The 25747-nt window shown below is 37.0% G+C and carries 25 protein-coding genes; 9 read left to right on the plus strand and 16 right to left on the minus strand.

Features of this window, described 5'->3' with window-relative positions; all coding sequences use genetic code 11:
• Positions 1 to 3 precede the first annotated feature (3 nt).
• Positions 4 to 381 carry an Ig-like domain-containing protein gene (locus WAZ07_RS08805; protein WP_090915110.1) on the plus strand — a complete coding sequence of 126 codons (378 nt, stop codon included), beginning with the start codon at positions 4 to 6 and terminating at the stop codon, positions 379 to 381.
• 185 nt (positions 382 to 566) lie between these two features.
• On the opposite strand, the gene WAZ07_RS08810 is transcribed toward WAZ07_RS08805, so the two are convergent.
• Positions 567 to 1478, minus strand: a complete 912-nt coding sequence (locus tag WAZ07_RS08810) for a DMT family transporter (protein WP_336472130.1) — start codon at positions 1476 to 1478, stop codon at positions 567 to 569.
• Between the two features lie 562 nt (positions 1479 to 2040).
• Here WAZ07_RS08810 and WAZ07_RS08815 point away from each other — a divergent pair.
• From WAZ07_RS08815 to WAZ07_RS08830, 4 genes are all read left to right on the plus strand, one after another.
• Positions 2041 to 2772 (plus strand): alpha/beta hydrolase, encoded by a 732-nt coding sequence (locus WAZ07_RS08815; protein ID WP_090915106.1) that lies wholly within the window; start codon positions 2041 to 2043, stop codon positions 2770 to 2772.
• A gap of 93 nt (positions 2773 to 2865) precedes the next feature.
• Positions 2866 to 3384 (plus strand): YjcG family protein, encoded by a 519-nt coding sequence (locus tag WAZ07_RS08820; RefSeq protein ID WP_336472131.1) that lies wholly within the window; start codon positions 2866 to 2868, stop codon positions 3382 to 3384.
• 1 nt (position 3385) lies between these two features.
• A complete protein-coding gene (locus tag WAZ07_RS08825; RefSeq protein WP_336472132.1) occupies positions 3386 to 3808 on the plus strand; it encodes a GNAT family N-acetyltransferase in 423 nt (140 codons plus the stop codon).
• Positions 3809 to 4423: 615 nt separating this feature from the next.
• Positions 4424 to 6463, plus strand: a complete 2040-nt coding sequence (locus WAZ07_RS08830) for an ATP-dependent helicase (RefSeq protein ID WP_336472133.1) — start codon at positions 4424 to 4426, stop codon at positions 6461 to 6463.
• A gap of 453 nt (positions 6464 to 6916) precedes the next feature.
• Here the strand turns inward: WAZ07_RS08830 and WAZ07_RS08835 are convergent, their stop codons facing one another.
• The gene (locus WAZ07_RS08835) at positions 6917 to 7105 is read right to left on the minus strand and encodes a cytochrome C oxidase subunit III (protein ID WP_413788879.1); all 189 of its coding nucleotides are present in this window, start codon (positions 7103 to 7105) and stop codon (positions 6917 to 6919) included.
• A gap of 64 nt (positions 7106 to 7169) precedes the next feature.
• Positions 7170 to 7529: a DUF1360 domain-containing protein gene (locus WAZ07_RS08840; protein ID WP_090915097.1), complete on the minus strand. Its 360-nt coding sequence runs from the start codon at positions 7527 to 7529 to the stop codon at positions 7170 to 7172.
• Between the two features lie 130 nt (positions 7530 to 7659).
• On the opposite strand from WAZ07_RS08840, the gene WAZ07_RS08845 reads away from it, so the two are divergent.
• On the plus strand, positions 7660 to 8082 hold the full coding sequence (locus WAZ07_RS08845; RefSeq protein ID WP_090915096.1) for a CotY/CotZ family spore coat protein: 423 nt from the start codon (positions 7660 to 7662) through the stop codon (positions 8080 to 8082).
• A 52-nt stretch (positions 8083 to 8134) separates the two neighbouring features.
• On the opposite strand, the gene WAZ07_RS08850 is transcribed toward WAZ07_RS08845, so the two are convergent.
• Together WAZ07_RS08850 and WAZ07_RS08855 are read right to left on the minus strand one after the other, a co-directional pair.
• On the minus strand, positions 8135 to 8662 hold the full coding sequence (locus WAZ07_RS08850; protein ID WP_336472134.1) for a CotO family spore coat protein: 528 nt from the start codon (positions 8660 to 8662) through the stop codon (positions 8135 to 8137).
• A gap of 52 nt (positions 8663 to 8714) precedes the next feature.
• On the minus strand, positions 8715 to 9515 hold the full coding sequence (locus WAZ07_RS08855) for a glycosyltransferase (RefSeq protein WP_336472135.1): 801 nt from the start codon (positions 9513 to 9515) through the stop codon (positions 8715 to 8717).
• Between the two features lie 303 nt (positions 9516 to 9818).
• On the opposite strand from WAZ07_RS08855, the gene WAZ07_RS08860 reads away from it, so the two are divergent.
• On the plus strand, positions 9819 to 10781 hold the full coding sequence (locus WAZ07_RS08860; protein ID WP_336472136.1) for a GDP-mannose 4,6-dehydratase: 963 nt from the start codon (positions 9819 to 9821) through the stop codon (positions 10779 to 10781).
• A gap of 95 nt (positions 10782 to 10876) precedes the next feature.
• Here the strand turns inward: WAZ07_RS08860 and WAZ07_RS08865 are convergent, their stop codons facing one another.
• From WAZ07_RS08865 to WAZ07_RS08895, 7 genes are all read right to left on the minus strand, one after another.
• Positions 10877 to 11614, minus strand: a complete 738-nt coding sequence (locus tag WAZ07_RS08865; protein ID WP_336472137.1) for a GT-D fold domain-containing protein — start codon at positions 11612 to 11614, stop codon at positions 10877 to 10879.
• 26 nt (positions 11615 to 11640) lie between these two features.
• Positions 11641 to 12639, minus strand: coding sequence for a glycosyltransferase family 2 protein (locus tag WAZ07_RS08870; protein ID WP_336472138.1), 999 nt, complete (start codon positions 12637 to 12639; stop codon positions 11641 to 11643).
• A gap of 204 nt (positions 12640 to 12843) precedes the next feature.
• On the minus strand, positions 12844 to 13830 hold the full coding sequence (gene galE / locus WAZ07_RS08875) for a UDP-glucose 4-epimerase GalE (protein ID WP_336472139.1): 987 nt from the start codon (positions 13828 to 13830) through the stop codon (positions 12844 to 12846).
• Between the two features lie 30 nt (positions 13831 to 13860).
• Positions 13861 to 14862: a glycosyltransferase family 2 protein gene (locus tag WAZ07_RS08880; RefSeq protein ID WP_336472140.1), complete on the minus strand. Its 1002-nt coding sequence runs from the start codon at positions 14860 to 14862 to the stop codon at positions 13861 to 13863.
• Between the two features lie 704 nt (positions 14863 to 15566).
• Entirely contained in the window at positions 15567 to 16847 is a 1281-nt protein-coding gene (locus tag WAZ07_RS08885) for a UDP-glucose dehydrogenase family protein (protein WP_336472141.1), read from the minus strand.
• A gap of 33 nt (positions 16848 to 16880) precedes the next feature.
• Positions 16881 to 17687, minus strand: coding sequence for a UTP--glucose-1-phosphate uridylyltransferase (locus WAZ07_RS08890; RefSeq protein WP_336472142.1), 807 nt, complete (start codon positions 17685 to 17687; stop codon positions 16881 to 16883).
• 405 nt (positions 17688 to 18092) lie between these two features.
• Positions 18093 to 18320, minus strand: coding sequence for a hypothetical protein (locus WAZ07_RS08895; RefSeq protein WP_090915076.1), 228 nt, complete (start codon positions 18318 to 18320; stop codon positions 18093 to 18095).
• Positions 18321 to 18989: 669 nt separating this feature from the next.
• On the opposite strand from WAZ07_RS08895, the gene WAZ07_RS08900 reads away from it, so the two are divergent.
• Positions 18990 to 20120, plus strand: coding sequence for a hypothetical protein (locus WAZ07_RS08900; RefSeq protein ID WP_336472143.1), 1131 nt, complete (start codon positions 18990 to 18992; stop codon positions 20118 to 20120).
• Positions 20121 to 20434: 314 nt separating this feature from the next.
• Positions 20435 to 21085 carry an FkbM family methyltransferase gene (locus tag WAZ07_RS08905; RefSeq protein WP_336472144.1) on the plus strand — a complete coding sequence of 217 codons (651 nt, stop codon included), beginning with the start codon at positions 20435 to 20437 and terminating at the stop codon, positions 21083 to 21085.
• 116 nt (positions 21086 to 21201) lie between these two features.
• Here WAZ07_RS08905 and WAZ07_RS08910 read toward each other — a convergent pair whose 3' ends face one another.
• The 4 genes from WAZ07_RS08910 to WAZ07_RS08925 all read right to left on the minus strand — a co-directional run bounded on the left by WAZ07_RS08910 (position 21202) and on the right by WAZ07_RS08925 (position 25496).
• Positions 21202 to 21951, minus strand: coding sequence for a methyltransferase, TIGR04325 family (locus WAZ07_RS08910; protein ID WP_336472145.1), 750 nt, complete (start codon positions 21949 to 21951; stop codon positions 21202 to 21204).
• 444 nt (positions 21952 to 22395) lie between these two features.
• On the minus strand, positions 22396 to 23301 hold the full coding sequence (locus WAZ07_RS08915) for a hypothetical protein (RefSeq protein WP_336472146.1): 906 nt from the start codon (positions 23299 to 23301) through the stop codon (positions 22396 to 22398).
• A gap of 16 nt (positions 23302 to 23317) precedes the next feature.
• The gene (locus tag WAZ07_RS08920; RefSeq protein ID WP_336472147.1) at positions 23318 to 24451 is read right to left on the minus strand and encodes a DegT/DnrJ/EryC1/StrS family aminotransferase; all 1134 of its coding nucleotides are present in this window, start codon (positions 24449 to 24451) and stop codon (positions 23318 to 23320) included.
• Between the two features lie 64 nt (positions 24452 to 24515).
• Complete coding sequence (locus tag WAZ07_RS08925) at positions 24516 to 25496, minus strand: NAD-dependent epimerase/dehydratase family protein (RefSeq protein ID WP_336472148.1); 981 nt, start codon at positions 25494 to 25496, stop codon at positions 24516 to 24518.
• Positions 25497 to 25747 lie beyond the last annotated feature (251 nt).

Genomic DNA, 25747 nt, shown 5'->3' on the forward strand with positions numbered 1-25747 from the left:
TTTATGCAATCACCATTTCACTCACAAAAACACCTTACATCTTCTCCATGTGCTGCAATACAAACAGATCTGCCTCATATTACCATTATTCCTTCCATTGTGCCGGTCATTGGTATACAACTGCACAAAGCTAAGTTAAAATTAAAAGCTGGGCAACGTGCGGAACTTACAGCAACTGTCCTTCCTTCTCAGGCAAGTAACCAGGAGATCATTTGGACGTGCATGAACCCCCATATTGTAGAGATTCATACCGAAAAACAGAAAGCAACTGTAATAGGAAAACAAGCTGGCCGAGCTGTTATTATTGTCACAACCGCAGAAGGTAAATTTCGTGATCTATGTATTGTCCACGTTCAGCCGTATATGACAAAACCAAAATAAAGTGAAACTTCCGTCAGTAGGGGGTTCTTCTTTGCTTCTCTCTGAATCTTGAGGTGGGGGTCTTACTGCCCACAAATAGCGGGATAAAGCGCAACTTCCAATAATGGAAGTTGCGCTTATATTCAATTCTACTAATTGTATCTTTATAATTTTTTTCATCTATTCATGAGATAGAGCTCTTATGATTATGTCTCTTGTGTATATACCATGCCTTCTACCGGCTCTTTATATGTACGCTTTTGTTGTTGTAATAAAAAGATACATACGCCGCATAATACAAGAATGCTTCCTACCACTTGCGCAGAATTTAATTTTTCACCGAGTAAAAAGAAAGCGAGGATCATCGCACCAACAGGCTCACCTAAAATACTCATAGAGATTGTTGTTGCATTTACATAATTCAATAGCCAATTATTAATCATTTGAGATACAGTCGGTACAGTTGCAAGTAAGAAGAATACAGTCCAGTCCCATGATGAATACCCTGCAAATGGAATTTGTAGCATCATATTATATACACTTAAAAATAACGCCGCAAATGTAAAGACAGTAAAACTATAAATCCAATGCGATACTTTTTTCACTGTCGTTTGCCCAATAAATAAATATCCAACCACTGCAATTACACTCAAAAATGATAGTATATCCCCTAAGACTGCTTCTTTGCTTAGCCCTAAATCTCCCCATCCAATACACCCTACACCAATAATTGCAATTCCCATTGTTGCAAGTGAAATGAGTGTTGTTCTTTCTTTAAATAAGAAAAATCCTCCAATGAGGGATACGAGTGGTTGTAATGCTAAAATTATCGTAGAACTTGCAACTGTTGTAAATTTTAACGATGCAAACCATAGAAGAAAATGTAGTGCTAAAAAGAAACCGGATCCAATTAAAAATCCCCAGTCTTTCTTCTCAATTCTCGTAAATTCCTCTCTTTTCTTCCATACAATCGGAATCATAATAATTACAATAATCCATAAACGATACATACTTAAAATAGAAGATGGTGCTGTAGACATTTTTACAAAAATAGCCGCAAATGAAATCGTAATAATCGAAATCGCTAGCGGCAGTGCTATTGATTGTTGCTGCTTCATATGTTGTCTCCTTATCTATATAAAGTGAAACTTCCGTCAGTGGTTTTTTTCATCCCCCACCTATCTTCTTTAGAAAAGCGGAAGTGGCTCGTCCAAAATATGAGGGGGATGGAGCTTCTGACGTAGAGGTGTATTTTACCTCGTAGGAAGAAGCGAAGCCACCGAACATTCTAGCCACTGGAACTGGACAATACTCTCTCTGAACCTTGAGGTGGGGGTCTTACTGCCCACGAATAGCGGGATAAATCCATTGTGATTTTTCAACATATAAGTCGCGGCTATGTAGATCAAAACATGATCGCTACTTGCTTCCTCCCTTTGTTTTAAACATTGCACGTGGCAGGAAAAAGCCCTGACCGCTTCAATGCATAGCCAGGTGCTCTCGTCCACCTTAAAAGAAAAGGGGGGTTTTATGTCATTTTTTCACTTTGTATTTATATAAGCAAAATTCTCATTTCATTATAGCCCTTTCTTCCAATACTGAATACTAATTTTTTAGATTCTTCTCATTCTTATGCTAAAATAAAGTTGTAGTAACTTTTTACTTAGGGGAGATTACACGATGACACAAACAATAGGAAAAATTGAAGAACTGACATTTTACAGCAAATCATTGCAAGAAGAACTGACGCTTCTCGTTTATTTACCGGCAAATTTCACGCCGCTTCATAAGCACACCATTGTAATTGCACAAGATGGAAGAGATTATTTTCAACTTGGAAAAGCCCATCGCGTTATAGAGTCACTTCGCGAAACAGAGGAAATTGATCGAACGATTATTGTTGGTATTCCATATAAGGATGTACACAACCGAAAAGAAAAATATCATCCAAACGGATCGCAAAATGACATGTACATTCGCTTTTTAGCTCATGAACTCGTTCCATATTTAGATGAGCAATACCCAACGTATCAAATGGGGAAAGGCCGCGTTTTAATCGGGGATTCTTTAGGCGGTACAGTTTCATTTATGACAGCACTTATGTATCCGCATACATTTGGAAAAGTAATTATGCAGTCGCCGTTTGTAAATGAATCTGTACTAGAGCGTGCTCAAGCATTTACGCAACCACACATGTTAGATTTATATCACATCATCGGTACAGAAGAAACTGACGTAAAAACGACAGATGGTAATATTTCAGATTTTGTAGCGCCGAACCGCGAGCTACATTCTCTTCTTACTGAAAGAGGATTTACAACTTATTATGAAGAATTTGATGGCAATCACACATGGAAATATTGGCAAAAAAACTTACCGCATGCATTTTCTCATATGCTAGCGCTGAAATAATATACAGTATTATTCAGAATCATCTGATATAATAAAAAAGAGTTCTTTTTTCACACAGACATTTTACGTTCAGACAAGGGGAGGAATTTAGAGATGAAACTAGGTATTGTAATATTTCCATCAAAAATGATTCAAGATAAAGCAAACGGTCTGCGTAAGCGTTATGATCCACATTATGCATTAGTTCCACCACACATTACATTAAAAACACCTTTTGAAGTGGCTGATGAAAAATTAGAAACGATTGTGCAAGAGCTTCATACAATTGCAAATAAAACAAACCCTTTTACACTACATGTAGGAAAAGTGAGCTCTTTTGCACCTGTAAATAATGTTATTTATTTTAAAGTAGAAAAAACACCAGAATTAACGTTCCTAAACGAAGAAATGCATAACGGTATATTTACACAAAATCGCGAATATGCTTTTGTGCCGCACCTTACAATTGGACAACAATTATCCGATGCAGAACATGCGGATGTTTTAGGTCGCTTAAAGATGAAAGATTTCTATTATGAGCAGCCAATCGATCGGTTCCATTTACTATATCAACTAGAAAATGATACATGGACAGTATATGAAACATTCCATTTAGGAAAGGAGCAACAATAATTTGCAAATTCAAGTTGTACAAAACGAAAAGCAGCTAGAGGATGCCTTTTCCGTTCGTAAACAAGTATTTGTAGATGAGCAAAAGGTTGCAGCCAAAGAAGAATACGACGAATATGAACACACTGCAAAGCATGTTGTTTTATACGATCAAAATGTTCCAGTTGGCGCTGGGCGCTTTCGTATTGTCGATGGTATCGGGAAAATGGAACGCATTTGTGTCCTATCATCTTACCGCCAAAAAGGGGCTGGCAAGATGATCATGGACGCATTAGAAGTTCTTGCGAAAGAAGAATCTCTTCCGAAGCTGAAACTTCATGCGCAAACGCACGCTGAGTCGTTTTACCATAAGCTTGGATACGAAACAACTTCTGATGTATTTATGGAAGCTGATATCCCGCATGTTGTGATGATAAAAAATCTATAAAAGAAGCGCCTTATTTGGCGCTTCTTTTTATGATTTCTACAATCATCACATAATGATTTTTCAACATATAAATCACAGCTACGCCAAACAAAAAGTGACCTGCACTCGTTCCCTCTCTTTGTTTTAACACCACACAGGGCAGGAAAAGGCACTGACCGCTTCTACGTATCGCCAGCTCCTCTAACAAGAAAAGGGCTTTGGTTTCGTCTTTTCAACATATAAATCGCAGCTATGCCAAACAAAAAGTGACCTGCACCTATTTTCTCTCTTTGTTTTAACACCGCACGGGGCAGGAAAAGGCACTGACCACTTCTATGTATCGCCAGCTCCTCTAACAAGAAAAGAGCTTTGGTTTCGTCTTTTCAACATATAAATCGCAGCTATGCCAAACAAAAAGTGACCTGCACCTATTTTCTCTCTTTGTTTTAACACCGCACGGGGCAGGAAAAGGCACTGACCGCTTCTACGCACGGCCAGTTCCTCTCTCCCTCCCTAAAAAGAAAAGGTTTTTTTCAATATATATTCATCCAAATTACTATCTCACTTTTTTACATTGCCATTTCCCTTATCTTCCGATAAAGTTATAAGTTGATGCTACTTATTGAAGGTGAAATTATGAATAAGGAAAATTTTTCGCAAAAATCATTAACACATTCGAATATACCTCGCGCAATTTATCATATTCCGAAAACATCTACTGACTTAGTTCATCAAAACGATACGGATGTTACTTATTTTCGCGCTCTTGAAAAACAAGGAATATATTTAAATGAAAAGCAATTAGAAGCTGTTCGTCAGACTGAAGGGCCCGTTCTTACATTAGCTGGTGCTGGCAGCGGAAAAACGTCTGTCTTAACAACGCGCGTTGGCTATTTAGTCAATGTAAAAGGTGTTCATCCGCGCAATATATTACTGCTTACATTTACGCAAAAAGCAGCGGAAGAAATTCGAAGCCGCGTAGCAACATTACCTGGTATGACACCCGCAGCGAGCCAATATCTTGTTGCTGGAACATTCCACTCTGTTTTCTTAAAGTTACTTCGCAGCCAAGGATACAACCAACAAATTTTAGCAAATGAAAAGCATAAACAAATTATTATCAAGAAGATTTTAAAAGAACTTCGTTTAAAAGATGACTATGATGCGGAAAGTATGCTAGCAATGATTTCACTTGAAAAGAATAAATTAAATAGACCGAAAGATGTACAAGCTAAAACACCTGTGGAACGTGAATTTCAAGAAGTGTATCAGCGCTATGAAGACGTAAAGCAAAGTCACAGTTATTTAGATTTTGATGATATTTTACTTGAAACATTCTATTTACTAGAAAATAATGCAGCATTATTAACACAGCTGCAACGGCGCTTTCACTATATTGAAGTCGATGAATTTCAAGATACATCATACGCCCAGTATGAAATTGTAAAACTATTAGCAGCACCGCAAAACAACTTATTTATCGCAGGGGATGACGATCAAGCGATCTACGGCTGGCGCGGAGCTAGTCATCAAATTATCCTTTCTTTCCCAAAGGAATTTGATGATACAACCATTATTACTTTAAATACAAACTATCGCTCCAATCCATACATTGTCGGGCTTGGTAATGAAGTCATTAAGCTGAATCAAGAACGATTTAACAAAGAATTGTCCACCGTTCACGAAGAAGGAATACAGCCATATTATTCAAGGCCCGCAACAACATTAGATGAAGCAAATCAAGTGCTGCAACTCATTCAAGATAAAGTAGCAAGCGGCCAACGGCGCTATACAGATTTTTGTTTATTATACCGGACGCATTCCGTAAGCCGTTCCTTACTCGATCAGCTTACTATTCATAAGATTCCTTTCATCAAATACGGGGCAAGCCAATCGTTTTATGAACACTCGCTCATTAAACCTGTATTAGATCAATTACGGTTAGCCTTTGAACCATTTCGCATAGAATCACTCGCAAGCATTTTACCGACAATGTATATCGGGCGCGATGAATGTATATCATTTATTGAACGAGAACAATGGAAATACGGTGAAGGTCGCTTCCCTTCCCTCTTACATTTTCTTTTACTCAATCCAAATTTAAAATCCTTCCAAGTAAAGAAAATTAATGACCGTATTGATTTCATAAAGTTTATTAAAGAACTTGAGCCAAAAAATGCATTAAAAGAAATCATTAAAGGAAAAGGACAGTATTTAGAATATTTGCAGAGCAATGACCGCTCTTCTTTTACAATGCAAAAAGAAATACAAGAAGAAATGCTAGAAGAACTCATAGAATCTGCAAGTCGCTTTTCCGATATTCCATCCTATTTAGAATTTGTCAACACAGCGATACAAAGTCAAAAAGAAATGGAAGCATTAAAAACACGAACGCAGCAAGATGCTGTCTCGCTTATGTCTATTCATAACGCCAAAGGACTTGAGTTCCCATGTGTTTTCTTACTAGGTGCAAGCGACGGGATATTACCGCATTCCTCATCCTTAAAAGATGCAAAAGACCGCGTTACTGACACTTCGGAAGCATTAGAGGAAGAACGACGCTTAGCATATGTTGCTATTACTCGTGCAAAAGAAGAATTGTACATTTCTTCCCCGCAGTTTTTTAGAGGAAAGAAACTTGATGTTTCTAGGTTTTTATCCCGTATTAGTGGGTAGTAATACTCCCACCTCAAAATTAGACGAAAGCATTGTCCAGCTCCAGTGGCTAGAATGTTCGGTGGCTTCGCTTCTTCCTACGAGGTAAAAAATCCCTCTACGTCAGAAGCTCCATCCTCCTCACATTCTGAACGAGCCACTTCCGCTTTTCTTAAGAAGTTAGGTGGGAGATAAACGGCTGGCATGCGCCCGATTGGGAGGGCTAATAATCAGTGGGGATGAAGAACTCCCCCCACTGATTAAAGTTTCACTTTATTTTTGACAAGGAATGACTTACAAAAAACAAAATCACAAATGAAATGATATCTGCCTGAAACGCCACTACATGACACTTTCTGAAATGCAATCTTTCAAAACAAAAAATACCCTGTTTTTCCTTATTTAAAGGATAAAACAGGGTATTTTTTGTTCAACAGCGGACCCGTTATTTACATATTTTATTACTTTGGATATTTATTTTTTCTTCCCGCCGCAGTTACAACCTTTTTTCTTCACATATCCTTGCTGTTCCAGTTGCTGTTGTATTTGCTGTTGCTCTTGCTGCTGCTCTTGCTGTTTCTTTTGCATTTGTTGCTGCAGTTGATACCAATATTCAAGATTATTATACGGATCAGGTTGCTGATAATTGGCCATTGCAAGCATCTCCTCTATTTTTTAACACTCGCTTTATTATATGAACAACCATTCTGTTTCGTTCCTTCATTCCTCACTCTTCTATCAATCGACTAATAACTGTCTCAATAATTGCTGCAACTCCAGCAATTGCTAACAATACAATAATTGGCTCGATTACTTTTGGTATCATATAATAACATAACAATAAAAAAGCGCTAGCCCACACCCCCGTACACCAATAACAACTTAACAATTCACCAATCCATTTCCGTAAACCCGTTCCTTTTATTTTCGTATACGTTGAAACCGTACCATCTGGCTCCGCAATCTGCAATTCTTCAATGAAAGGCGCACGTATAAAAGACGTAATCTTATCATAGACAAACAGACGTGTTAACCGAAAGACTGCAAACGAGAAAATAAAAAACATAAGCCAGCTCTCAAAAATCAAGTTCCTCATCTCTCCTCAGAAGAAGTTATGCCTATTTCCAAAAAGACAAGCTTAGGATAGTAACCAATTCACACTCGTTTCAATATTCTATTAATGTAAAAGTAAAAATAAATGATAAGGAGTGGACTACATGGGTTGTAATGACAAACACAGCAACTCTAAAAATGTTGGCTGCGTATGTGATGTTGTAAAGTTTATTGATGAGTTACAGTCAGCATGCGATGATCTTACCTGCACTTCAAGTTGCTTAAACCCTATGCTAGGTATGCCATCTAGCGGCATGAGAGCTAATACAAGAGTGTTTTCTTTATACACCGAAGATGGTACCCTATTTGAAGCAGAATTCTTAACAACGAATTGTACTAGAGACTCTTCAGAATTTTTCCGCGTAGAAAGCGTAGATGACTGCTGCGCTGTATTACGAGTGTTAACATTACAAGATGGAAGCTTAGGCATGTGTAGGTTTGAAAAAACAGACCAATGTATTATTGTTGACCTAAATCGTTTCCTTGCAATTGCATGCATTGAAGATACTTTTATCCCAGGCGTTTAATAATGTAAACTTAAAAACTATAAGCGGTAGAATTTTTCTACCGCTTTTCTATTTACTCTAATCCTTTCAGTTGTATGGTCACAATATCCGCAAGTTCTATCATAATAGCACTAAAGTAAGTACTACTTCTCATTTTCAAAACATTTTTTTCAAATGATAGGATATATCCAATATATATATCCTTCTTTGTTCTAACTATACACTGGGCATTAGGAATATAATGTGGTCTATTTACTATATAATTAATTTTTTCTACGTTGGTCATTTGTGAAAAAAGTTTCTTTTTCACTCCCTCACTCTCTACTTCTACTTCACTATCAACTGAAATACTTTCTTTTTCATCCTGAAAAAGTATTTCTTCTACTTGTGCCTTTGTTTCTTCACTTTTCGCTTCTGAATTAGAGGTATTTACTAAACTTTCCTTTTTATTTTTAGTTTTCTTTTTCTTCGCTAAGTCTAATTGATGTTGTTTGATGACAAAAACCTTTTGCATCCCCCCCACTGGTTGTGAGGATTTTGGTTGGGTAGTATAAAGAAGTGGCGGTTGTTCTAAAGAAAAACTTTTCTCCTTCCTCATCATTTTCCCTCCTCTGCTCGACTTACTGTTCTTTTTTACAAGCACCTACATATAGTTACTTAAAGATATCCTTTGGACTGCACTCAACATATTCTTGAAAATTATTGATTCTTTTCAGCGCTATTGATTTCGGAAAAAGTTTATGTTCTTGAAATGTAGAAGTATGATGATGGATGTTAGGATAACGAATATACACATAGTTATATTTAGAAGTGCTAAATAATTTAAAACCTCTATTTAAACAAGCCTTCAAGAAAAGCGTATCCTCTCCATCATTTACTTTTTCAAACATTACATTTGGAAATATTTCCTTTTTAAATACAAAAGTAGCACCTACTAAATATTTTTCATATAATTCTTCTTCCCGGTATAACTCAATAAACTCTTTCTTTTCGTTAAAAAGAGTTAATACTTGATTACTAAGATAATAAATAAAGATCGTACTCTTTCCAATCATATCTGCACCACTTACTTGTAATCCCTTCATTGCTTCTTCTAAATAATACGGGGAGTAATAATCATCGTCATCAAATTTTGCAATATACTCGTATTTAGCCTTCGGAATAGCGAAGTTATAGCACTCTCCAAGAGTAATACTATTTTCCAGTTGAAAAACACGAACATTTTCACTCTCCTGCGCTTTTTTCCGCCAATTGTCTATATCCATAGCATCATCATTCAATATAATAATTAATTCTTTGTCCTTATACCGTTGCCGCTTATAATTATTAAAAACATTCTCACAAAAATGTTTACGCTTTGTAACCGTAATAATTGAGACGATAAATTCCCCCCCTTTATTATTTATCCCGCTATTCGTGGGCAGTAAGCCCCCCCCCTCGGATGGAATTTTCACTTTATTACCCTATAGGGCCATACATTCCTAAACAAACCGCGTTTATAATATCATACGAATCACATGCATCGTATATTCCAAAAACCTCCCAGAACGTTCCATTCCATCGTTCATATACTATATTGATGAATTGTTTTACAGCTAATAAAGTGAGACTTCCATTAGTGGAGATGAATGGAACCAATCGGGATTTACAGGCAGTTTATCTCCCCTTTAACTTCTTTACTTCCTGCACAGAACCTTACTGCCCGCAAGTAGTAAGATAAAACATACGTTTATACACAACGGCACGAGGTGAACAAATTGACAAAAACAGTTGTGATTACTGGAGTGGCTGGTTTTCTTGGCTCTTATTTAGCCAAGACACTTTTGAATACAAATGGAATTTTCATAATAGGATTAGATAATTTATCTACCGGAAATATGGAAAACTTGCAAGAAATCATTCATAATAGTAATTTCAAATTTCTAAAAGCTGACGTATCATCATCCGATATTTTACAGCTAGTATCACTATTATCAGCAGATGAAATCTATCACCTTGCTTCTCCTGCTTCTCCAAAATTTTATCAATCTACTCCATTAGATACGATAGATGTAAATATATCTGGTACAAAAAATATGCTAGAACTTGCAAAACGAACCAATGCAAAAATTGTATATACAAGTACAAGTGAAGCTTATGGAGACCCTGAAGTTCATCCTCAACATGAAACATATAGAGGAAATGTAAATACATGGGGACCAAGAGCTTGTTATGATGAATCGAAACGAATGGGAGAAGTTCTATGTTATTTATACCATTCTCTTTACAACGTTTCTGTTAAAGTAGCTAGAATCTTTAATACGTATTCAGCCGGATTACGAAATGATGATGGAAGAGTTATCTCCAACTTTGTAACACAGGCACTAAATGGAAAAGACATTACTGTATACGGAGACGGTTTACAAACACGCTCATTTTGTTATGTAACAGATACAATTGCAGGACTTATGTTAATGATGGAGAAGGATGCAGCAAACGGAGAAATAATTAATATTGGAAATCCTATAGAATATACAATTATAGATGTAGCATATTTAGCGAAGGACCTCACAAAATCATCGAGTTTAATTTCTTTTCATCCATTACCACAAGATGATCCAAAACAAAGAAGACCGAGTATTGAAAAAGCTAAGAAAATTTTAGGATGGGAACCTCGGATCAGTTTAGAAAAAGGGTTACAGCTTACAATTGATGCATATAAAAAGAAACTTAATTTATAGTAGAAAGCAGCTTATCTTTATAAGAAAAGCTGCTTTCTACTTATTGAGACCCATTTGACATTCCATATGTTGCAATAGAATGATTTGAAACATCCCTAATTCTGCTGATTCTTCCACTGTTTAAATATTTCATTAAAATCAAAGCTATCTCCATCAATGACCATATCAAGTGCGTGGCCGAAATCGATAACGATTCGCCCTGTTGAATTGGCTAGCATTGGTGTTAAGATAGTCGCTGGTATACCTGCAGATAGTAAAGCAATGTCCCAATCATTGCTCTTTGATAAATATTGATGCAATTCCCCTATATGATTTGTTCCTTCTAATGGTAAAGCAATAGTTACATTCACATGTTTTTCTTGAAAATACGGTATGGCTTCTTGTGCACGTCTACCAATAATAGCTATCTTTTTATTTTGAAGGAGTTCCCAAAACTTTTGTTCCTTTATCATTTCATGCGTTACCCAGACTGAGCATATTATTTTAGGAACAAAGCGTAGGTGATGGAGCAATTTTTTAGTATTCCCATACCAAAAATCCCCACTATCTTCACAGTCCTGCCTAATTAGCCCTGTCACATTTGTTGTTTGAAGAGATTTTAATACCTTTCTTGCTGTAGATTCAATAGTCCCATTAAAACCGTTATATAATCGAAGATCATTCATTAAATGAAATAATTCCCGATTACACTTCCGACTTAAACAAGAAATTTCTGCATGTGAAAATCGGGTCAATGAAAATGCCTCTTTCTTATTTATCGCTTCCTCTAAAATACCAAGTACTTCATAAGTACTCAAAAACTTATGTTGATAACTATGACAATTGCATGACACGGAATCACCTCAATAATCATTTTTTATTACAGATCACCACTATAAAATTCGAAAATGTTTCGATTATATTCCATTCCATACCTTTTTAACGACCTAATCAGTCCATGCTTATGAACGGTACTATCTAATAAAATCACTCCGTCTAATTCCCCTCTTTTGAACCACGACTTGAGCTGTGGGAGATAACTTCTTTCCTTCTTATAAATCATTAATGGAATTTCAAGTGATGATTTTGACTGCTCTACAAATAATTCACAGCCTATTTTACTTCCAACCACAACAAATTTTGGATAATCCTCCCTATAGTTATAAATTGTATTTCGAACATATTTTGAAAATGAGTAAAATAATTCTTTCACTGTTTCATGCATATTCTTATTAGATAGCGATTCATTATATCTTCGGTAGTAATAAAGTACTTCAGGAACATTTTCTATTCGGCCTAACGTAATGAGCCTAGTCCATAAATCATAATCATAAGCAATTTTTAAGTTAGCATCATATTTTCCAGCTGTCACATAAGCGTTTCTTGAAAACATTACACTTCCATGAGTTAATGGACAACCATGATATAAAATAGAAGCTATGTCAGAATCCACCGTAATGCAATTTCTTCCCATCTCAAAGTATTGAAGCTCATTCTCCAATACTTGATTATCACCTGAGATACACTTAATCCAAGAACCTATTGCAATTAGATCAGGACGTTTTGAAAGGTAAGCAACTTGTGTTTCTAGACGGTTAGAAACACTTATATCGTCCGCATCATGAATTGCAATCCATTCCCCGTTTGCATGCTCAATACCTATGTTAAGTGCCTGAGCTGCTCCATGATTACTCGAAAGATGTATTATTTTGACTCTAGGATCTGTAATTTCATCTAAAATCTTTGAAGTATCATCCGTTGAAGCATCATTAATTATAATCAATTCGTAATACTCATATGATTGTGAAAGGATGCTGTTAATTGCTTCTTGTATAAAATACTCACCATTATAAACAGCCATTACAACAGATACAAACATTAAGCAGCTCCCCTTACATTTAATAGACTAAAAGAATTTTCCCTAATCCTTATCAGACTATGTTTTAAACAAGATGAATGACAGGGCTTTTGTCCGTTAAAACCAGTTTTGTATCAACATCTGTCATTCACATAGGCTTATCTTAAATTCCAGTAAACAAAAAGGGGTGCCGAAGAGAGGTCATGATAAAATCATGTCTAAATCTCAGTTGTTATACCCATCCGGATTATTCCTATGCCATTGCCATGCAGAACGAAGCATGTCTTCTAAAGAATACTTAGGCACCCAGCCGAGTTCCTCACCAATCTTTTTTGCGGATGCAACTAAATAAGGAGGATCTCCTTCTCTTCTTTCCTCATATACAATGGTTGCTTTCTTATTTGTTAATCTCTCACACTCTTCAATAATCTGTTTAACCGAATACCCTTTATTATTACCTATGTTGTAAACTTTCCCTACAGATGAGGAATTTAGCAATGCTTGCAGCGATAATATATGTGCCTCTACCAAATCAAGTACATGGATATAATCACGTATACAAGTTCCATCCACAGTACGAAAGTCATTCCCAAATACAGCTATATGTTTTGATTTTCCCAACAGGTGCAAAAAAATATTCGGAATAAGATGTGTTTCAGGGTCATGATGTTCCCCGATTCGACCAGAAAAATCAGCGCCCGCAACGTTAAAGTAACGAAGAATTATATACTCTAATCCGCATACTTTAAAGCAATCATCTATCATTTGTTCAACAATTAATTTAGAACGTCCGTATGGATTAATCGGCGATGGAGGAGATTCTTCATTCAAGAATTCGGTTTCAGCCAATCCATATGTAGCACAAGTAGAGGAAAAAATTATCTTCTTAATGTTATTCTTTATCATTACCTTTAATAAGTGAAAGGTATTTATAACATTGTTCTCATAATATTCAAGCGGTTTGGATATGGATTCGCCAACTAGGCAGCTTGCGGCAAAATGCATAACAACTTCAATATTGTATTGAGTAAAAATTCGTTCCAAAAGCATACAGTCCCCTATATTACCTTCTACAAATACAGCTCTCATATCCACCGAGTGACGATGCCCTGTCGAAAGGTTGTCAATAACCAATACATGATATCCTCTATCTAATAATTCTTTTACTGCATGACTGCCTATATAGCCGGCTCCACCTAAAACTAGTATCATATGCTCACCTTCTTTTCTGAATACATATTGCTATTCAATCCTAAAAATATGCTTATTCATTTTTAATCCTTTATGAATAAGTTTTTTCATGAAACGATTCGATTGATAATCATTCATTACCAGTACACCATCGTTGATCCCTTCATTCAACAACCCCTTAAATCCCCATTCCTTCATTTTTCTGCTAGGATTAATATACCTTTGAACATTCATATCGACATGAGGAGCAATATTTTCCTTGAAAAATTCACATTTATTTCGAGATGCCACTACGATGACATTAGGACTCTCATTATGAAGATATCCTTTATTGCGATAGATGACATCTCGTATACCCGCTGTTGTAGCCAATAATAATTCTTTATTTACTTCATCAGGGTTACCATGACTAAGAGAATCAGGGAGAACACGATAGTAATACAACACCTTAGGTATCTTTTCAAATGGTGCAATTTCAAACATCCGGAACCATAGGTCGCGGTCGTACACTATTTTAAAGAGGGGATTATACCCACCCAAGCGGCAGAACACTTCTTTTGAAAACATGACTGAACCATGGCATACATAACATGTCAAAAATCTTGACGTATAAACTTCTTCTTTAGATAATACCTTGTTGAAATGGAACTCATGGGCATACAAAAGTTTTTCTGACACAGGTTTCTTTCCTGCTATTCCTTTAACAAAAGAACTTACTCCAATAGCTTGGGGATGACTTGTTAAATAATCGATCTGTTCCTCCAGTCTCGTTGGAGCACTCATATCATCGGCGTCTTGGACAGCAATCCATTTCCCCTCTGCTTGATTGATTCCTTGATTGAGGCAGAACGCAGCCCCATAATTTCTTTCTAAATGCATCACTCTGACTCTTGTATCTTGTACAGCATCTAACATTTCCTTTGTCCTGTCTGTCGATCCATCATTCACAATGATGTATTCAAATTCTGTATATGTTTGATTCAAAATGCTCTCAATGCATTCCTGAAGGTACTCTTCTCCGTTGTAAACAGCTGTTACTACGGAAACTAGCATGACATTCTCCCCCTTCTTTAAAATATATAAATACAAATTAAAAATCGATATAAAAACCCTCTTTCTTTTTAGGCGGGCAAGAGCATCTGGCCATGCATAGAAGCGGTCAGGGTCTTTTTCTTTCACATGCAAGGTTTAAAACAAAAGGAGAAAGCAAGTAATGGTCATGTTGTATTCTGCGTAGCAACGACTTATAAAGAAAAGCGGAAGCAGCTCGCTCAGAACAAGAGGAGGATGGAGCTTCTGACATAGAGGCGCTTTTTGCCTCGGCGGAAGACGCGAAGCCACCGACTGTTCTAACCGCTGGAGCTGGATCATAAAGAAAAGCGGAGCCGACTGTTTAGGCCCGTTGGCTAAGGTTCTTTCACACAGAAGTTGTTTTTTACCTTCTCGTGTGGAAGGTTCTTAGACATGAAGGCTTAGGAGGCAAAACTAGACAAAGATGTTGAAAAATTAAAATGGATTTATATAGATTAACAATAAAGTGAAACTTCCATCAGTTTGGATTTTCTTCATCCCCCACTGATGAAAAGCCCGCCCAACCGAGCTTTTACGGGATAAACCCCAAATAAAAACGTTCATTTAATAGATAAATAGATTTTTATTTTTTTATAAGAATAACGGACTGTTTCCATTAAATTTGAAGTATACAACCTATACTGGTTTAACAATTCCTTATCCTTCCATAGCCACTCTTGTATACATTAAGGATACGCAACGCCTCTATAGATAAATCCTGAGTGCTTGATTTTTTCAGCGTTTAAACAATTCCTTCCGTCAAAAATAATCGGATTGGCAATCTTATCTTTTATTGTTTCCCAGGCAAAATCCTTATATTGGGACCAATCGGTACAAATTAAAACAGCATCCGCATTTGTGACTGTTTCTTCTACTGTCTCATATTGCTTGAAGCACGAAGAAGATAACGTAACCACAGGATCGTGAATTTTGATATTTACTCCTTCTTTTAATAAATAGTCAATAACAATCAAAGAAGAAGCTTCCCTTATATCATCTGTATTCGCTTTAAAAGACAGCCCTAGAATGGCAATTGTTTTCCCTTTCAAACTGCCAAGTACCTGTTTCATCTTCTCCAAAACATAAAAAGGCTGCGTTTTATTTACGTTTATAGCGCTTTTTAGAATAGATAGTGTGACTCCATATTGATTCGCTGCATCCAATAGAGCATTTACATCCTTCGGAAAACACGACCCTCCATACCCTATGCCGGCCTCTAAAAAACTTGTTCCAATCCTTTTGTCTAACCCCATTCCTTTTGCTACATCCCTAACATTTATATTCAGTCGGTCACACAATCTTGCCAGTTCATTAATATAGGAAATTTTTAATGCTAAAAACGAATTAGCTGCGTACTTAATTAACTCGGAAGCTCTTGGAGTTGTTTCTAAATAAGGAAATGACACCGCTCCGAATACTTCGCGCATTTTTTGAAAAGCTCTCTTTGTCAGAGCCCCCACAACAATACGATCAGGATGTAATGCATCATATAGCGCCGATCCTTCTCGTAAAAATTCAGGATTGGATACAACATCATATTCGTATGGGGTTATTTGGGATTCTTTAATCCATTCTGTTACCTTTTCAGCTGTCCCTACCGGAACTGTACTTTTTGTTACCACTGTTTTGTAGCCGTTCATCAGCTTTCCAATAGATTTTGCCACCTGTTCTACGTATATCAAATTGGCGCTCCCATCCTCCTTTTGCGGTGTCCCTACGCAAATATAAATAATTTCGTTATTTTGAATTCCTTTTTCTACATTTGTAGTAAATACAATATTTTTCTGTTGCAGATGCTTATTTAATAATTCTTCAAGACCTGTTTCATAAAAATGCAGTTTCCCGGCTTGTAAATTTTCAATTTTATTTGTATCCACATCCAGTCCTGTTACCCTATGACCTTGTTCAGCAAAAATCAAAGCTGTTGTAGTACCTACATAACCTGTACCAACTACTAAGATGTCCATATGTTCCTCCTTACGGCATTCATACAATCAGACTTATTTTTTCTTAAACATATAATTTAAAAGTGTCATGTACTCTTCGTTTTTCCCTAAGTCGAAACAGTCCATTTCCAGTACTTGTGCTTTAGCCTCATACTTTGTAAGCATCTTTTTTATTGCATCAGTAAGTTGAATTTCATTCCCGATTCCAGGGAGTGTCTCATTTAAAAAAGGGAAAATTTCAGGAGTAAAAACATAGCGCCCCATTACAGCTAAATTTGAAGGAGGAGAAGTTTGAGGTTTTTCAATAATATCAGTAATATCGTATAACCCTTCAGCAAGTTCAGTACCTTTTATAACGCCATAAAGCTTTAGATCCTCTTCTTTCACGGCCTTCACGCCGATTACACTCTCTTTGTATTCATTATAAACCGCTATCGTTTTTTGGAGTGCGTTAGCTGTCTCATTTATAAAAAGTAGATCTGGAAGCAAAACGGCGAATGGTTCATTCCCTGCAAACCGCTCTGCTAAACAAACAGCATCACCCAGCCCTTTTGCATAAGATTGCCGGATGAATTGAATATGGACTTTTGGTGTTTCCAACAACGGAATCAAGTGTGACTTTTCAGCCTGACTTAGGAACATTTCCAATTCCAATGAACGATCAAAGTAGTCCATAACCATATTTTTAGAACGTGAGATGATAATCAAAATTTCCTCAATTCCCGCTTCAACCGCTTCGCGTACGATATAGTCAATTGCTGGACGCCCTGCAACGGGAAACATTTCTTTAGGCAAAACTTTCGTGATGGGAAGATTTCTTGTTCCGTATCCTGCGGCCGGTATTACAGCCTTTTTCACCAATTTACATCACCCCGCTTCCGCACATAGTAACTATATAAGCTGAATGAAATGAAAATGTAATTGCCAATCGAGTTTACGCGTCTCAAACAGAAATCCGCGTGTACAGATGTTGAAGCATTCATTTAAACTTATATAGGATCTCTAATTCCTGAATGGAACTGTCCCGCTTCGCTCCATTGTATTAATATGAGTTCTAAGTATTAATCGTCACGACATTTGCCTAAATCGATTAAAATTTTTGGGTTTTCATGCAAGAAATCTAGCAAACCTAGACATACCGATACTATCAATCTATCGAAAAAGATGGTTATGGCACAAAAAATAGAAACGGTTAACCTAAGAAAAATAAAAAAAGAAGCTTCGGGTTAAAAGGTTTCCAAAGCTTCCCTAAAATTATAATTAAGGTTAGGACAATCCTACGAAAACAACAGCAGTTGAGAGGTCGTCGTTAACATCAATTGTAAAATGAGCAACTGCTGGTTGAGTGATAGTTAAATCACCAGTTGCAGGGTCAAAGATTGTACTAGCGGTACAACTATTGCAGGCAACAGTTGTACTACCTGAACCACTAAATACATTAAATTTAAGAGTAATACAAATAGGAATTGAAACTGGATTATTAAGACATGCCAAAAAAATCCCCCCTTTTCACTCTTTATTCTTGTATAGTATGCAGAATATAAATACTAGAAAACGGCAGAAACACTAGATACTATGAAAGTGTATACTTGTCCAATAGAAAATCAACAGTCACTCTCTTCTAAAATAAATGCATCTCATCTCTTCACACTCTTTCAGTTCTTCTTAGCAATAAACAAGTAGATAGTTGGGATTCAAAGCATACAAGTTACTTTTGTGACAATACTCCTTCCTGTTCACTTCAATCAATTTTGGTATAGAAACCTTAAACTAATGATAAGTAATCTATCAAATTTCAACATATTGATACTACTATTCTAAAAAGGCGCATAATCGATACGAAAAAACAAAACCTACTCAAATAAAAACATTACCAACCTGAAACTAGCCCTTTTTAGATTGCTAGCACCAGTATAGCCGAATTTCATAGATTTCTTATAACAGAACCAAAAAGGGCTCTTTTAACAAAAAAAATTTCCTTCTATCCATGGACAAATACTCATTCATTCAAACACTCATTGAATAAACTATAACTAAACAGACTTTTGTTATTTCGTTTCTTTTAACCTAGATTTATGTACATGCAACTGACAAAAGCAGAAAACCTAGGCATGCGCATAATCAATCCATTTGATAGTTTCCTACAAAAGAGGTGAACTTATATTGTCTTTTCCAATAATCCCAAATATCACACCAAATATCTCTATTAGTACTCCTCAAACAATACCATTGCTTTTGGCTTCCATTGCCTTTGAAGAATTAGCTCTAGCCCATGTTATCAATGCCCAGGCAGAGCAACTTCAATTTGTTTTAGGAACATTAGAAACCGGAATCGCACCTTCCCCTCCAGTGGTTACTTTATCCAATCTTCTTGCTATCGATTCGAGTGTTCAAAGAACCCTTCGTGACGTCATCAAGAAGGAAATGCTACTAGAGTTCAAATTTGAAAACATATTAGATCTGATTACAAACACTTCACCAGCACCAACACCAGTACTTTTAACGCAACAAATTTTTTCCTTTACAGGAGGACTTCAAACAACTACTGTCCCGCCAGGCGCAACTTCTGCAACAATCCAGGCAATAGGAGCGGCAGGTTCCCTTGGAGCTTTTTCTTCACCGTCAGGTAAAGGGGCTTTTATACAAGGTGACTTCACTGTCATATCTGGAGAACCACTAGCAATACTAGTTGGAGGTATGGACAGTAATCTAGGTGTATTGGCTGGCGGTGGTGGTGGCGGCTCCTTTATATGGAGAGGATCCGGATTTGGTGATCTTTCTCCATCAACCCTGCTGGTCGCAGCAGGCGGCGGCGGTGGTGCTGTCGATGTTGTCAACGTTGGCCAAGACGCTTCAACCTCACCAAACGGTACTACTGGTAATCCGCTTGGCGGAAATGGTGGTGCTAACGGTAACGGTGGTGCTGGTGGTACTGACACGACTTTCGGCGGCGGCGGCGGCGGTGCTGGCATCTTCTCAAATGGCGGAACTGGAAGTGCCGGTGCGGGAGGAACTGTCGGCGGTGGTGGCGGTATGAATATTATCGCTGGAGCTGATGGCGGAAGTCCCGGAACTTTCGGAGCTGATGGCGGTTTCGGCGGTGGTGGTGCTGGTGGTGCAAATGGCGGCGGTGGTGGTGGCTACAGCGGTGGTAGCGGTGGCAGCGCCCAAGCCATTGGAAGCTTCAGCGCCGGCGGTGGTGGCGGTTCATTAAATAACGGAACAAACCAAGTGAACACTGCCGGTGCCGGTACAGGAAATGGCGTAGTCGTCATTAAGTTTTTCGGGACTTAGAGTCCTCAACATGTTTATGGATATGGCTATTATCACTAATGAGGTCAGGGGAATCGGATTAAATAAGTTTTAAAAAAGTACAAAGAATCCGCTCCCCTAAAAATAATACAAATACGATTCGTGAGTTTCATTTTCAAAAGCTCGGCGGAAATATACTCTATAGCTGACCAGAAACCAACGTATCTCCAGACTTTGTGCTTAAGGCCGATGTAGAACAAATTAAAGAAAGAACACTGGAATAAAACAGAAGTTCCCTATACTAGGTTTCTAGAAAAGCAAAGATAGTGAAAATAAGGAAAGTAAAAGGTGATACTATGCAATATTATAGTCAAATTGGTCAGGATAAATATGTAAATGAAAGAATATTTCGTGGAATGGAAAATGGCTTTTTTGTTGATATTGGAGCACATGATGGGATAAGTTACAGTAATAGCTACTTTTTTGAAAAGCATAAAAACTGGAAAGGTATTTGTGTAGAGCCATTACCAGAAGTGTATCAATTATTGAGAAAAAATAGGGAGTGTATTTGTATAGAAGGAGCGATATTCTTTGAAGATGGATATCAGGACTTCTTACGAGTACAGGGGCCGACAAACACAGAAATGCTTAGTGGCCTAGTTAATGAATATGATTCCAGACATAAAAATAGAATAGACATAGAAATTCAAGGTTCTAATGGAAGTTCGGAAGTTATTAAAGTTAAAACATTTCCGTTGCAGTCGATTTTAGATACTCATAATGTTACCCATATTGATTTCTGCAGTATTGATACCGAAGGATCTGAATTGAGTGTTCTTCAATCAATCGATTTTAAAAAGGTAAAGATTGAATGTATCACAGTAGAAAATAATTACCAAACAAAAAATGTGGAAGAATATCTAACAATGCAAGGTTACAGATTAGTAGAAAAATTAGAATATGATGATATATTTCTTCATAGTCAGAGTAAGTTTTCAGTCTTGTAGTTAAGAGATTCATCTACCCCTGCCACTATACTGTTGCAGGGGTTATGATTCATGCATTTCAAACTATCACTTGCTGCTATAACGCACTGACTCTTCACATTATTCAAATCAAGCTGTTAAAGCCTTCGAAATAACATTACTTTGCTTTGAGAGTGTACACCATCCTCCAATTGATCCTTTTCGAATGAATCGGTTTCGTCTATCAGCTCGTATCGATCATTAAAAAAATTGTGAAATCGATCGTAATTAAAAAACCAGATAGGATAACTGGATTCATAGATTTCAGGTGGAACCCTCTGTACTGTAATCCGATCTGGCTGATTAATAAAAGGGGTACGGTCAAAAATAATATACTCAAACTCATAACCCATCACTTCAGACAAAACTTCATATGGATTTTCCAAACATTGAAAAACTCCAGACAATAGAATCACATCCGGACTTTCTGCGTTACAGCACTCCTCAATCCGATCATAAAATTTTAGAACATCATCTTGAAACCGTTCCCGGCCACATTCTACATAATGTTTTTGTTCGACGATGTTCCACTTTAATTTCCTTAAGTGCCTCATAAATTTTCGACATTGAAAATAAGAAGATCCCAATGACCCTCCGAAATCGAGAATACTTAGTCTTTGTCTATTTTCAGATGCAATAAAAAGCAAATACGTGAGCAAGGGATACGAGTATTGAACTTCATCAAAGAGAACAGAATCTCTCTCGTAGACGCTTTCCCCTGATTTTACTTTTAAGAGTGCATGTTTTACTTTTTCTAAAATAGCAGGATCGTCGTACCCTCTTGAATGCTGCAATGCTTCCTCCCACGATCCATAATTTCCGCAGAAACCATATTGAACTTCGGACATGTTCTTATCCCACCCTCTGTCTATGATTTTCTTTTGAGTAAAACAATTCTACTCTGGGCCCGGAACCCATCATGCAATTCACATTGTTCAAAAGAAAGACTCCGTACTGTCCACCTTATCATATTGATTCACAAAACGATTAAAATTAAAAAAACGTACAGGATAACTGATACTATATAAATCCATTTTATTTTTCCGACATATAAGTCGCTGCCGTGCAGAATACAACATGAATACTACTTGCTTTCTCCTTTTGTTTTAAGCCTTGCATGTGGTAGGAAAAGGCCCTGACCGTTTCTATGCATGGCCAGATGCTCTCGTTCCCCTCAAAAGAAAGAGGGTTTTATGTGTTTTTTAACTTGTATATAAATACTTGGGTAGATGCTCTGTTTCGCTGTAAATAAGAAAGAGAGACAAAACAAAAATCGATTTTTTCAGTGCTAACTACTTAAGAGCTCCGGTAATGTCATATTCCGAATTATCCTTAGTATAATTGTCTTTGAATTGATCGTATAACTGAACAATCATATCTATTTGCTCACGTAAAGCTTGTATATACGGGCCATAGATGAGCGATATAGCCTCTTGCGAAAGTTCATAGACTCCATAATCAAACTGATATGCGGTGTCCCATCTCAATTGATGAAAATGATAAAACACAATCGGCACTCCACAGACTTGAGGGCCATCCGTAACCTCGTACTGCTGTATGTTCCAACAAGCAACACCGCCGCCTAAGTGTTGTAAAACATGGACCCCTACAAATAAATCTGGCCATCGATCAAGATATTTTTGGTCGCCAAATTTTCCGTCTTCTACTCTGTTATAGCACCATTCCAGGCAACGATCCTCCCACCACTGCAGAACTTTAAGACCATGATTATCCGCTTTGAATGTTATAAATTGAACACAATATATACCGAATGTATCACTTTGATCATATTCTGGACTATATCTATGTTCAGTGATCATTACCGAACAATTGCTTTGGTGAAATTCGTCTAGCAGAATTGACGGCTTATTAAAAAAATACAAATCTGCATCAAGATAAGTAACCTCTTTCACGTCATAATTGTCCAGTACATGGCGGATTACATGAGGGGTACAAGTCCAACAATATTCTGCCTCCGATCGAAGTTTCTTCACCTCTTTCAATTCATCCGTTTCAAATTCATTTAGTGTAATTAACACTGCATTTTTAAGATTTAAACTTCTAAGCATCTCGTAAGCCAAATCATCAAAGCAAAATATAAAAAGCGTGAAACATTCTTCCGTCCGACATAACGAATCATACATGGTTAGGCCGCGAGTCAAATAATTCGAATTAAAGAGCGTACAGAAAGAATGCATCCATTTTTCTCTCCCTTCAAAGCTTTTTGGTGAAAAATGAGCGTACTGTTTTAATCACATGTTCTTGTTCTTCATAAAGCAATGCCGGATTCATTGGTAATGACAATATTCGATCAGCCAAATCCTCAGTTACAGATAATCGCTTGACTGGATTTGAAGAAAATGTTGTTTGTTTATGAACAGGTACCGGATAATGAATTATGGTGCCAATTCCATGTAAACGTAAGTATTCGACTAATCTATCGCGGGTCAGACGATCTTGAAGTGCTATTACACCTAAATGCCAGGCAGCCTTGCATCCTGCGCAACATTTTTGAAAAAATAGTGGTAAATCTGCAAACTCAGTACGATAAACATCCATGATTCTTGATTTCCTTTCATTCCATTTGTCTAAATAAGTTAATTTGATATTTAATATCTCAGCTTGGATTTCATCAAGACGACTATTAATGCCGTAATTTAATTGTAGATGATACCTGTCTTTCTGACCGTAATTTCGAAGTTTTTTTAAACGGCTGTCATTGTCCTTGCTTCTGCAAAAGACAGCGCCTGAATCACCTAAAGCCCCGATGTTTTTCGTCGGATAAAAACTAAATGCACCGTAATCGCCAATTGTTCCCGCATGTGCCCCATTTAACCTTGATCCATGAGCTTGCGCAGCATCTTCAACGATTATAATGTCTTCTCTTTTCATATCCCGTAACAAATTCTTTAGTTCGAATATATTTGCCATATTTCCATAGAGATGAACAGGAACGATTGCCTTCGTTTGAGTCGTAATTGAGTATGCTACTTTAGACATATCCATTACCCAAGTTTCAGGATCAATATCGACAAAAACAGGTTTTGCTCTTATCGCACAAATTGCGGCAACAGTTGGGATTGCAGTATGAGAAACGGTTATTACCTCATCACCCGCACTAATCCCTTCCGCAAGCAGAGATAATATCAATGCATCTGTGCCTGAATTACACCCTGTAACATACCCTTGATCATGACCAAGCAGATAGTATGCTAGTTCTTCTTCGAATTTTTTTACTGCCTGACCTAAAATAAATTCTCCACGATGAATAACGGTTTGCACAGCCTGGTTAATCTCATCTTCAATTTCTAAATTTATTTTCTGTAAATTAAAAAATTGGATTTTCATGATTTCCCCTCGCTTGCAAAATGTAAGGACATCATCTGTGATTTCTCTTACGTATTGATTCCATCTACAAATAATAATCTTTATATTTTCTAAAATACTCTATAGTCCTGACTAACCCATCATACAAATTCACTTGAGGAACCCATCCGCTCTCCTGATGAAATCGGGTGGATTCAGCGTAAAAATCGCCAATATCAATTTCCTTGTACTCTTTAGGAAAAGGTACAGTCTCAATTTTCAAATCGCCGCAAATTTCAGCTAAAATCTGCGCTACCTCTTTTAAACTAGCCTTTTCACCGCTAAGATTATAAACATTTCCATAACAAGTTTTCGTTTGTGACGCTAACATTAACGCTTCAACAACATCATCTACGTAGTTAAAATCGCGAAGTTGTCTGCCGCTGCCGAATAATTGAATGCTCTCACGGTTTATTGCACGATTGATAAACCACCCCATAAAGCCTTGCTGCGCATTTTTTACAAACTGCCGCGGACCAAAGGTATTTGTTAATCGAAGAGAAACTGTTTTTAAACCATATATCTTTGCATACAGAGAATAATATTGTTCTGCTGCCAATTTATTGATTCCATTAATATCCGTAGGATTAAGAGGATGACTTTCATCTACGGGAAGATATTGTGGCGGCCCATAAAATTGACGTGTGCTGGTATATAAAACGACTGCATCCGGATTATATTGCCTGCATGCTTCCAGGAGCATCAGGTGTCCCATCACGTTAATTTCCATATCCAGCAGTGGATTGGTCATACTGTATCTATGGCCCACTTGCCCGGCAAGATTAAAAATATAATCCTTATTACGTACTATATCGGATAAACTAGACCAGTCACGTATGTCAGAAATCTCAATATTTACTTGATTGCGTACAGATTCAATATTAAATAAATTCCCACCCAATTCCGGTATTAGAGAATCCATTAAAGTAACTCGTGAACCATCATCAATCATTCTTATCGCCAGATTACTGCCAATAAAACCAGCTCCACCTGTGATTAGAACACTTTTACCGGAAAACGCCGCCATATTATCACCTCACACTATTTATATACACACATAGCATGTAAGTAGAATGATTTTTTACCGTGCTTCTAAAATATACAACCTAATCATACTAGACCGAGGCGATATCCCATTTTTCAGTAGGCTCAAGAGTATTTGAACAACAGAACATTTTCAACATAAAATATCTAAAGAATGATAGGCCCGCAAAGACTACGGAAAATCAGGAAATTTGATATATTAGATAATCTGAAAGAAGTTATTATTAAAGGTTA

It is taken from the genome of Bacillus bruguierae (assembly GCF_037104725.1).
Classification (GTDB): Bacteria; Bacillota; Bacilli; order Bacillales; family Bacillaceae_G; genus Bacillus_A; species Bacillus_A bruguierae.

What these genes read in the sequence shown, in the direction of transcription:
- WAZ07_RS08805 (WP_090915110.1), top strand. Translation starts at nt 4, where the DNA reads ATGCAATCACCATTTCACTCACAAAAACACCTTACATCTTCTCCATGT.
- WAZ07_RS08810 (WP_336472130.1), bottom strand. Translation starts at nt 1,478, where the DNA reads ATGAAGCAGCAACAATCAATAGCACTGCCGCTAGCGATTTCGATTATT.
- WAZ07_RS08815 (WP_090915106.1), top strand. Translation starts at nt 2,041, where the DNA reads ATGACACAAACAATAGGAAAAATTGAAGAACTGACATTTTACAGCAAA.
- WAZ07_RS08820 (WP_336472131.1), top strand. Translation starts at nt 2,866, where the DNA reads ATGAAACTAGGTATTGTAATATTTCCATCAAAAATGATTCAAGATAAA.
- WAZ07_RS08830 (WP_336472133.1), top strand. Translation starts at nt 4,424, where the DNA reads ATGAATAAGGAAAATTTTTCGCAAAAATCATTAACACATTCGAATATA.
- WAZ07_RS08835 (WP_413788879.1), bottom strand. Translation starts at nt 7,105, where the DNA reads ATGCTTGCAATGGCCAATTATCAGCAACCTGATCCGTATAATAATCTT.
- WAZ07_RS08845 (WP_090915096.1), top strand. Translation starts at nt 7,660, where the DNA reads ATGGGTTGTAATGACAAACACAGCAACTCTAAAAATGTTGGCTGCGTA.
- WAZ07_RS08850 (WP_336472134.1), bottom strand. Translation starts at nt 8,662, where the DNA reads ATGATGAGGAAGGAGAAAAGTTTTTCTTTAGAACAACCGCCACTTCTT.
- WAZ07_RS08870 (WP_336472138.1), bottom strand. Translation starts at nt 12,639, where the DNA reads ATGTTTGTATCTGTTGTAATGGCTGTTTATAATGGTGAGTATTTTATA.
- galE (WP_336472139.1), bottom strand. Translation starts at nt 13,830, where the DNA reads ATGATACTAGTTTTAGGTGGAGCCGGCTATATAGGCAGTCATGCAGTA.
- WAZ07_RS08880 (WP_336472140.1), bottom strand. Translation starts at nt 14,862, where the DNA reads ATGCTAGTTTCCGTAGTAACAGCTGTTTACAACGGAGAAGAGTACCTT.
- WAZ07_RS08885 (WP_336472141.1), bottom strand. Translation starts at nt 16,847, where the DNA reads ATGGACATCTTAGTAGTTGGTACAGGTTATGTAGGTACTACAACAGCT.
- WAZ07_RS08905 (WP_336472144.1), top strand. Translation starts at nt 20,435, where the DNA reads ATGCAATATTATAGTCAAATTGGTCAGGATAAATATGTAAATGAAAGA.
- WAZ07_RS08910 (WP_336472145.1), bottom strand. Translation starts at nt 21,951, where the DNA reads ATGTCCGAAGTTCAATATGGTTTCTGCGGAAATTATGGATCGTGGGAG.
- WAZ07_RS08915 (WP_336472146.1), bottom strand. Translation starts at nt 23,301, where the DNA reads ATGCATTCTTTCTGTACGCTCTTTAATTCGAATTATTTGACTCGCGGC.
- WAZ07_RS08920 (WP_336472147.1), bottom strand. Translation starts at nt 24,451, where the DNA reads ATGAAAATCCAATTTTTTAATTTACAGAAAATAAATTTAGAAATTGAA.
- WAZ07_RS08925 (WP_336472148.1), bottom strand. Translation starts at nt 25,496, where the DNA reads ATGGCGGCGTTTTCCGGTAAAAGTGTTCTAATCACAGGTGGAGCTGGT.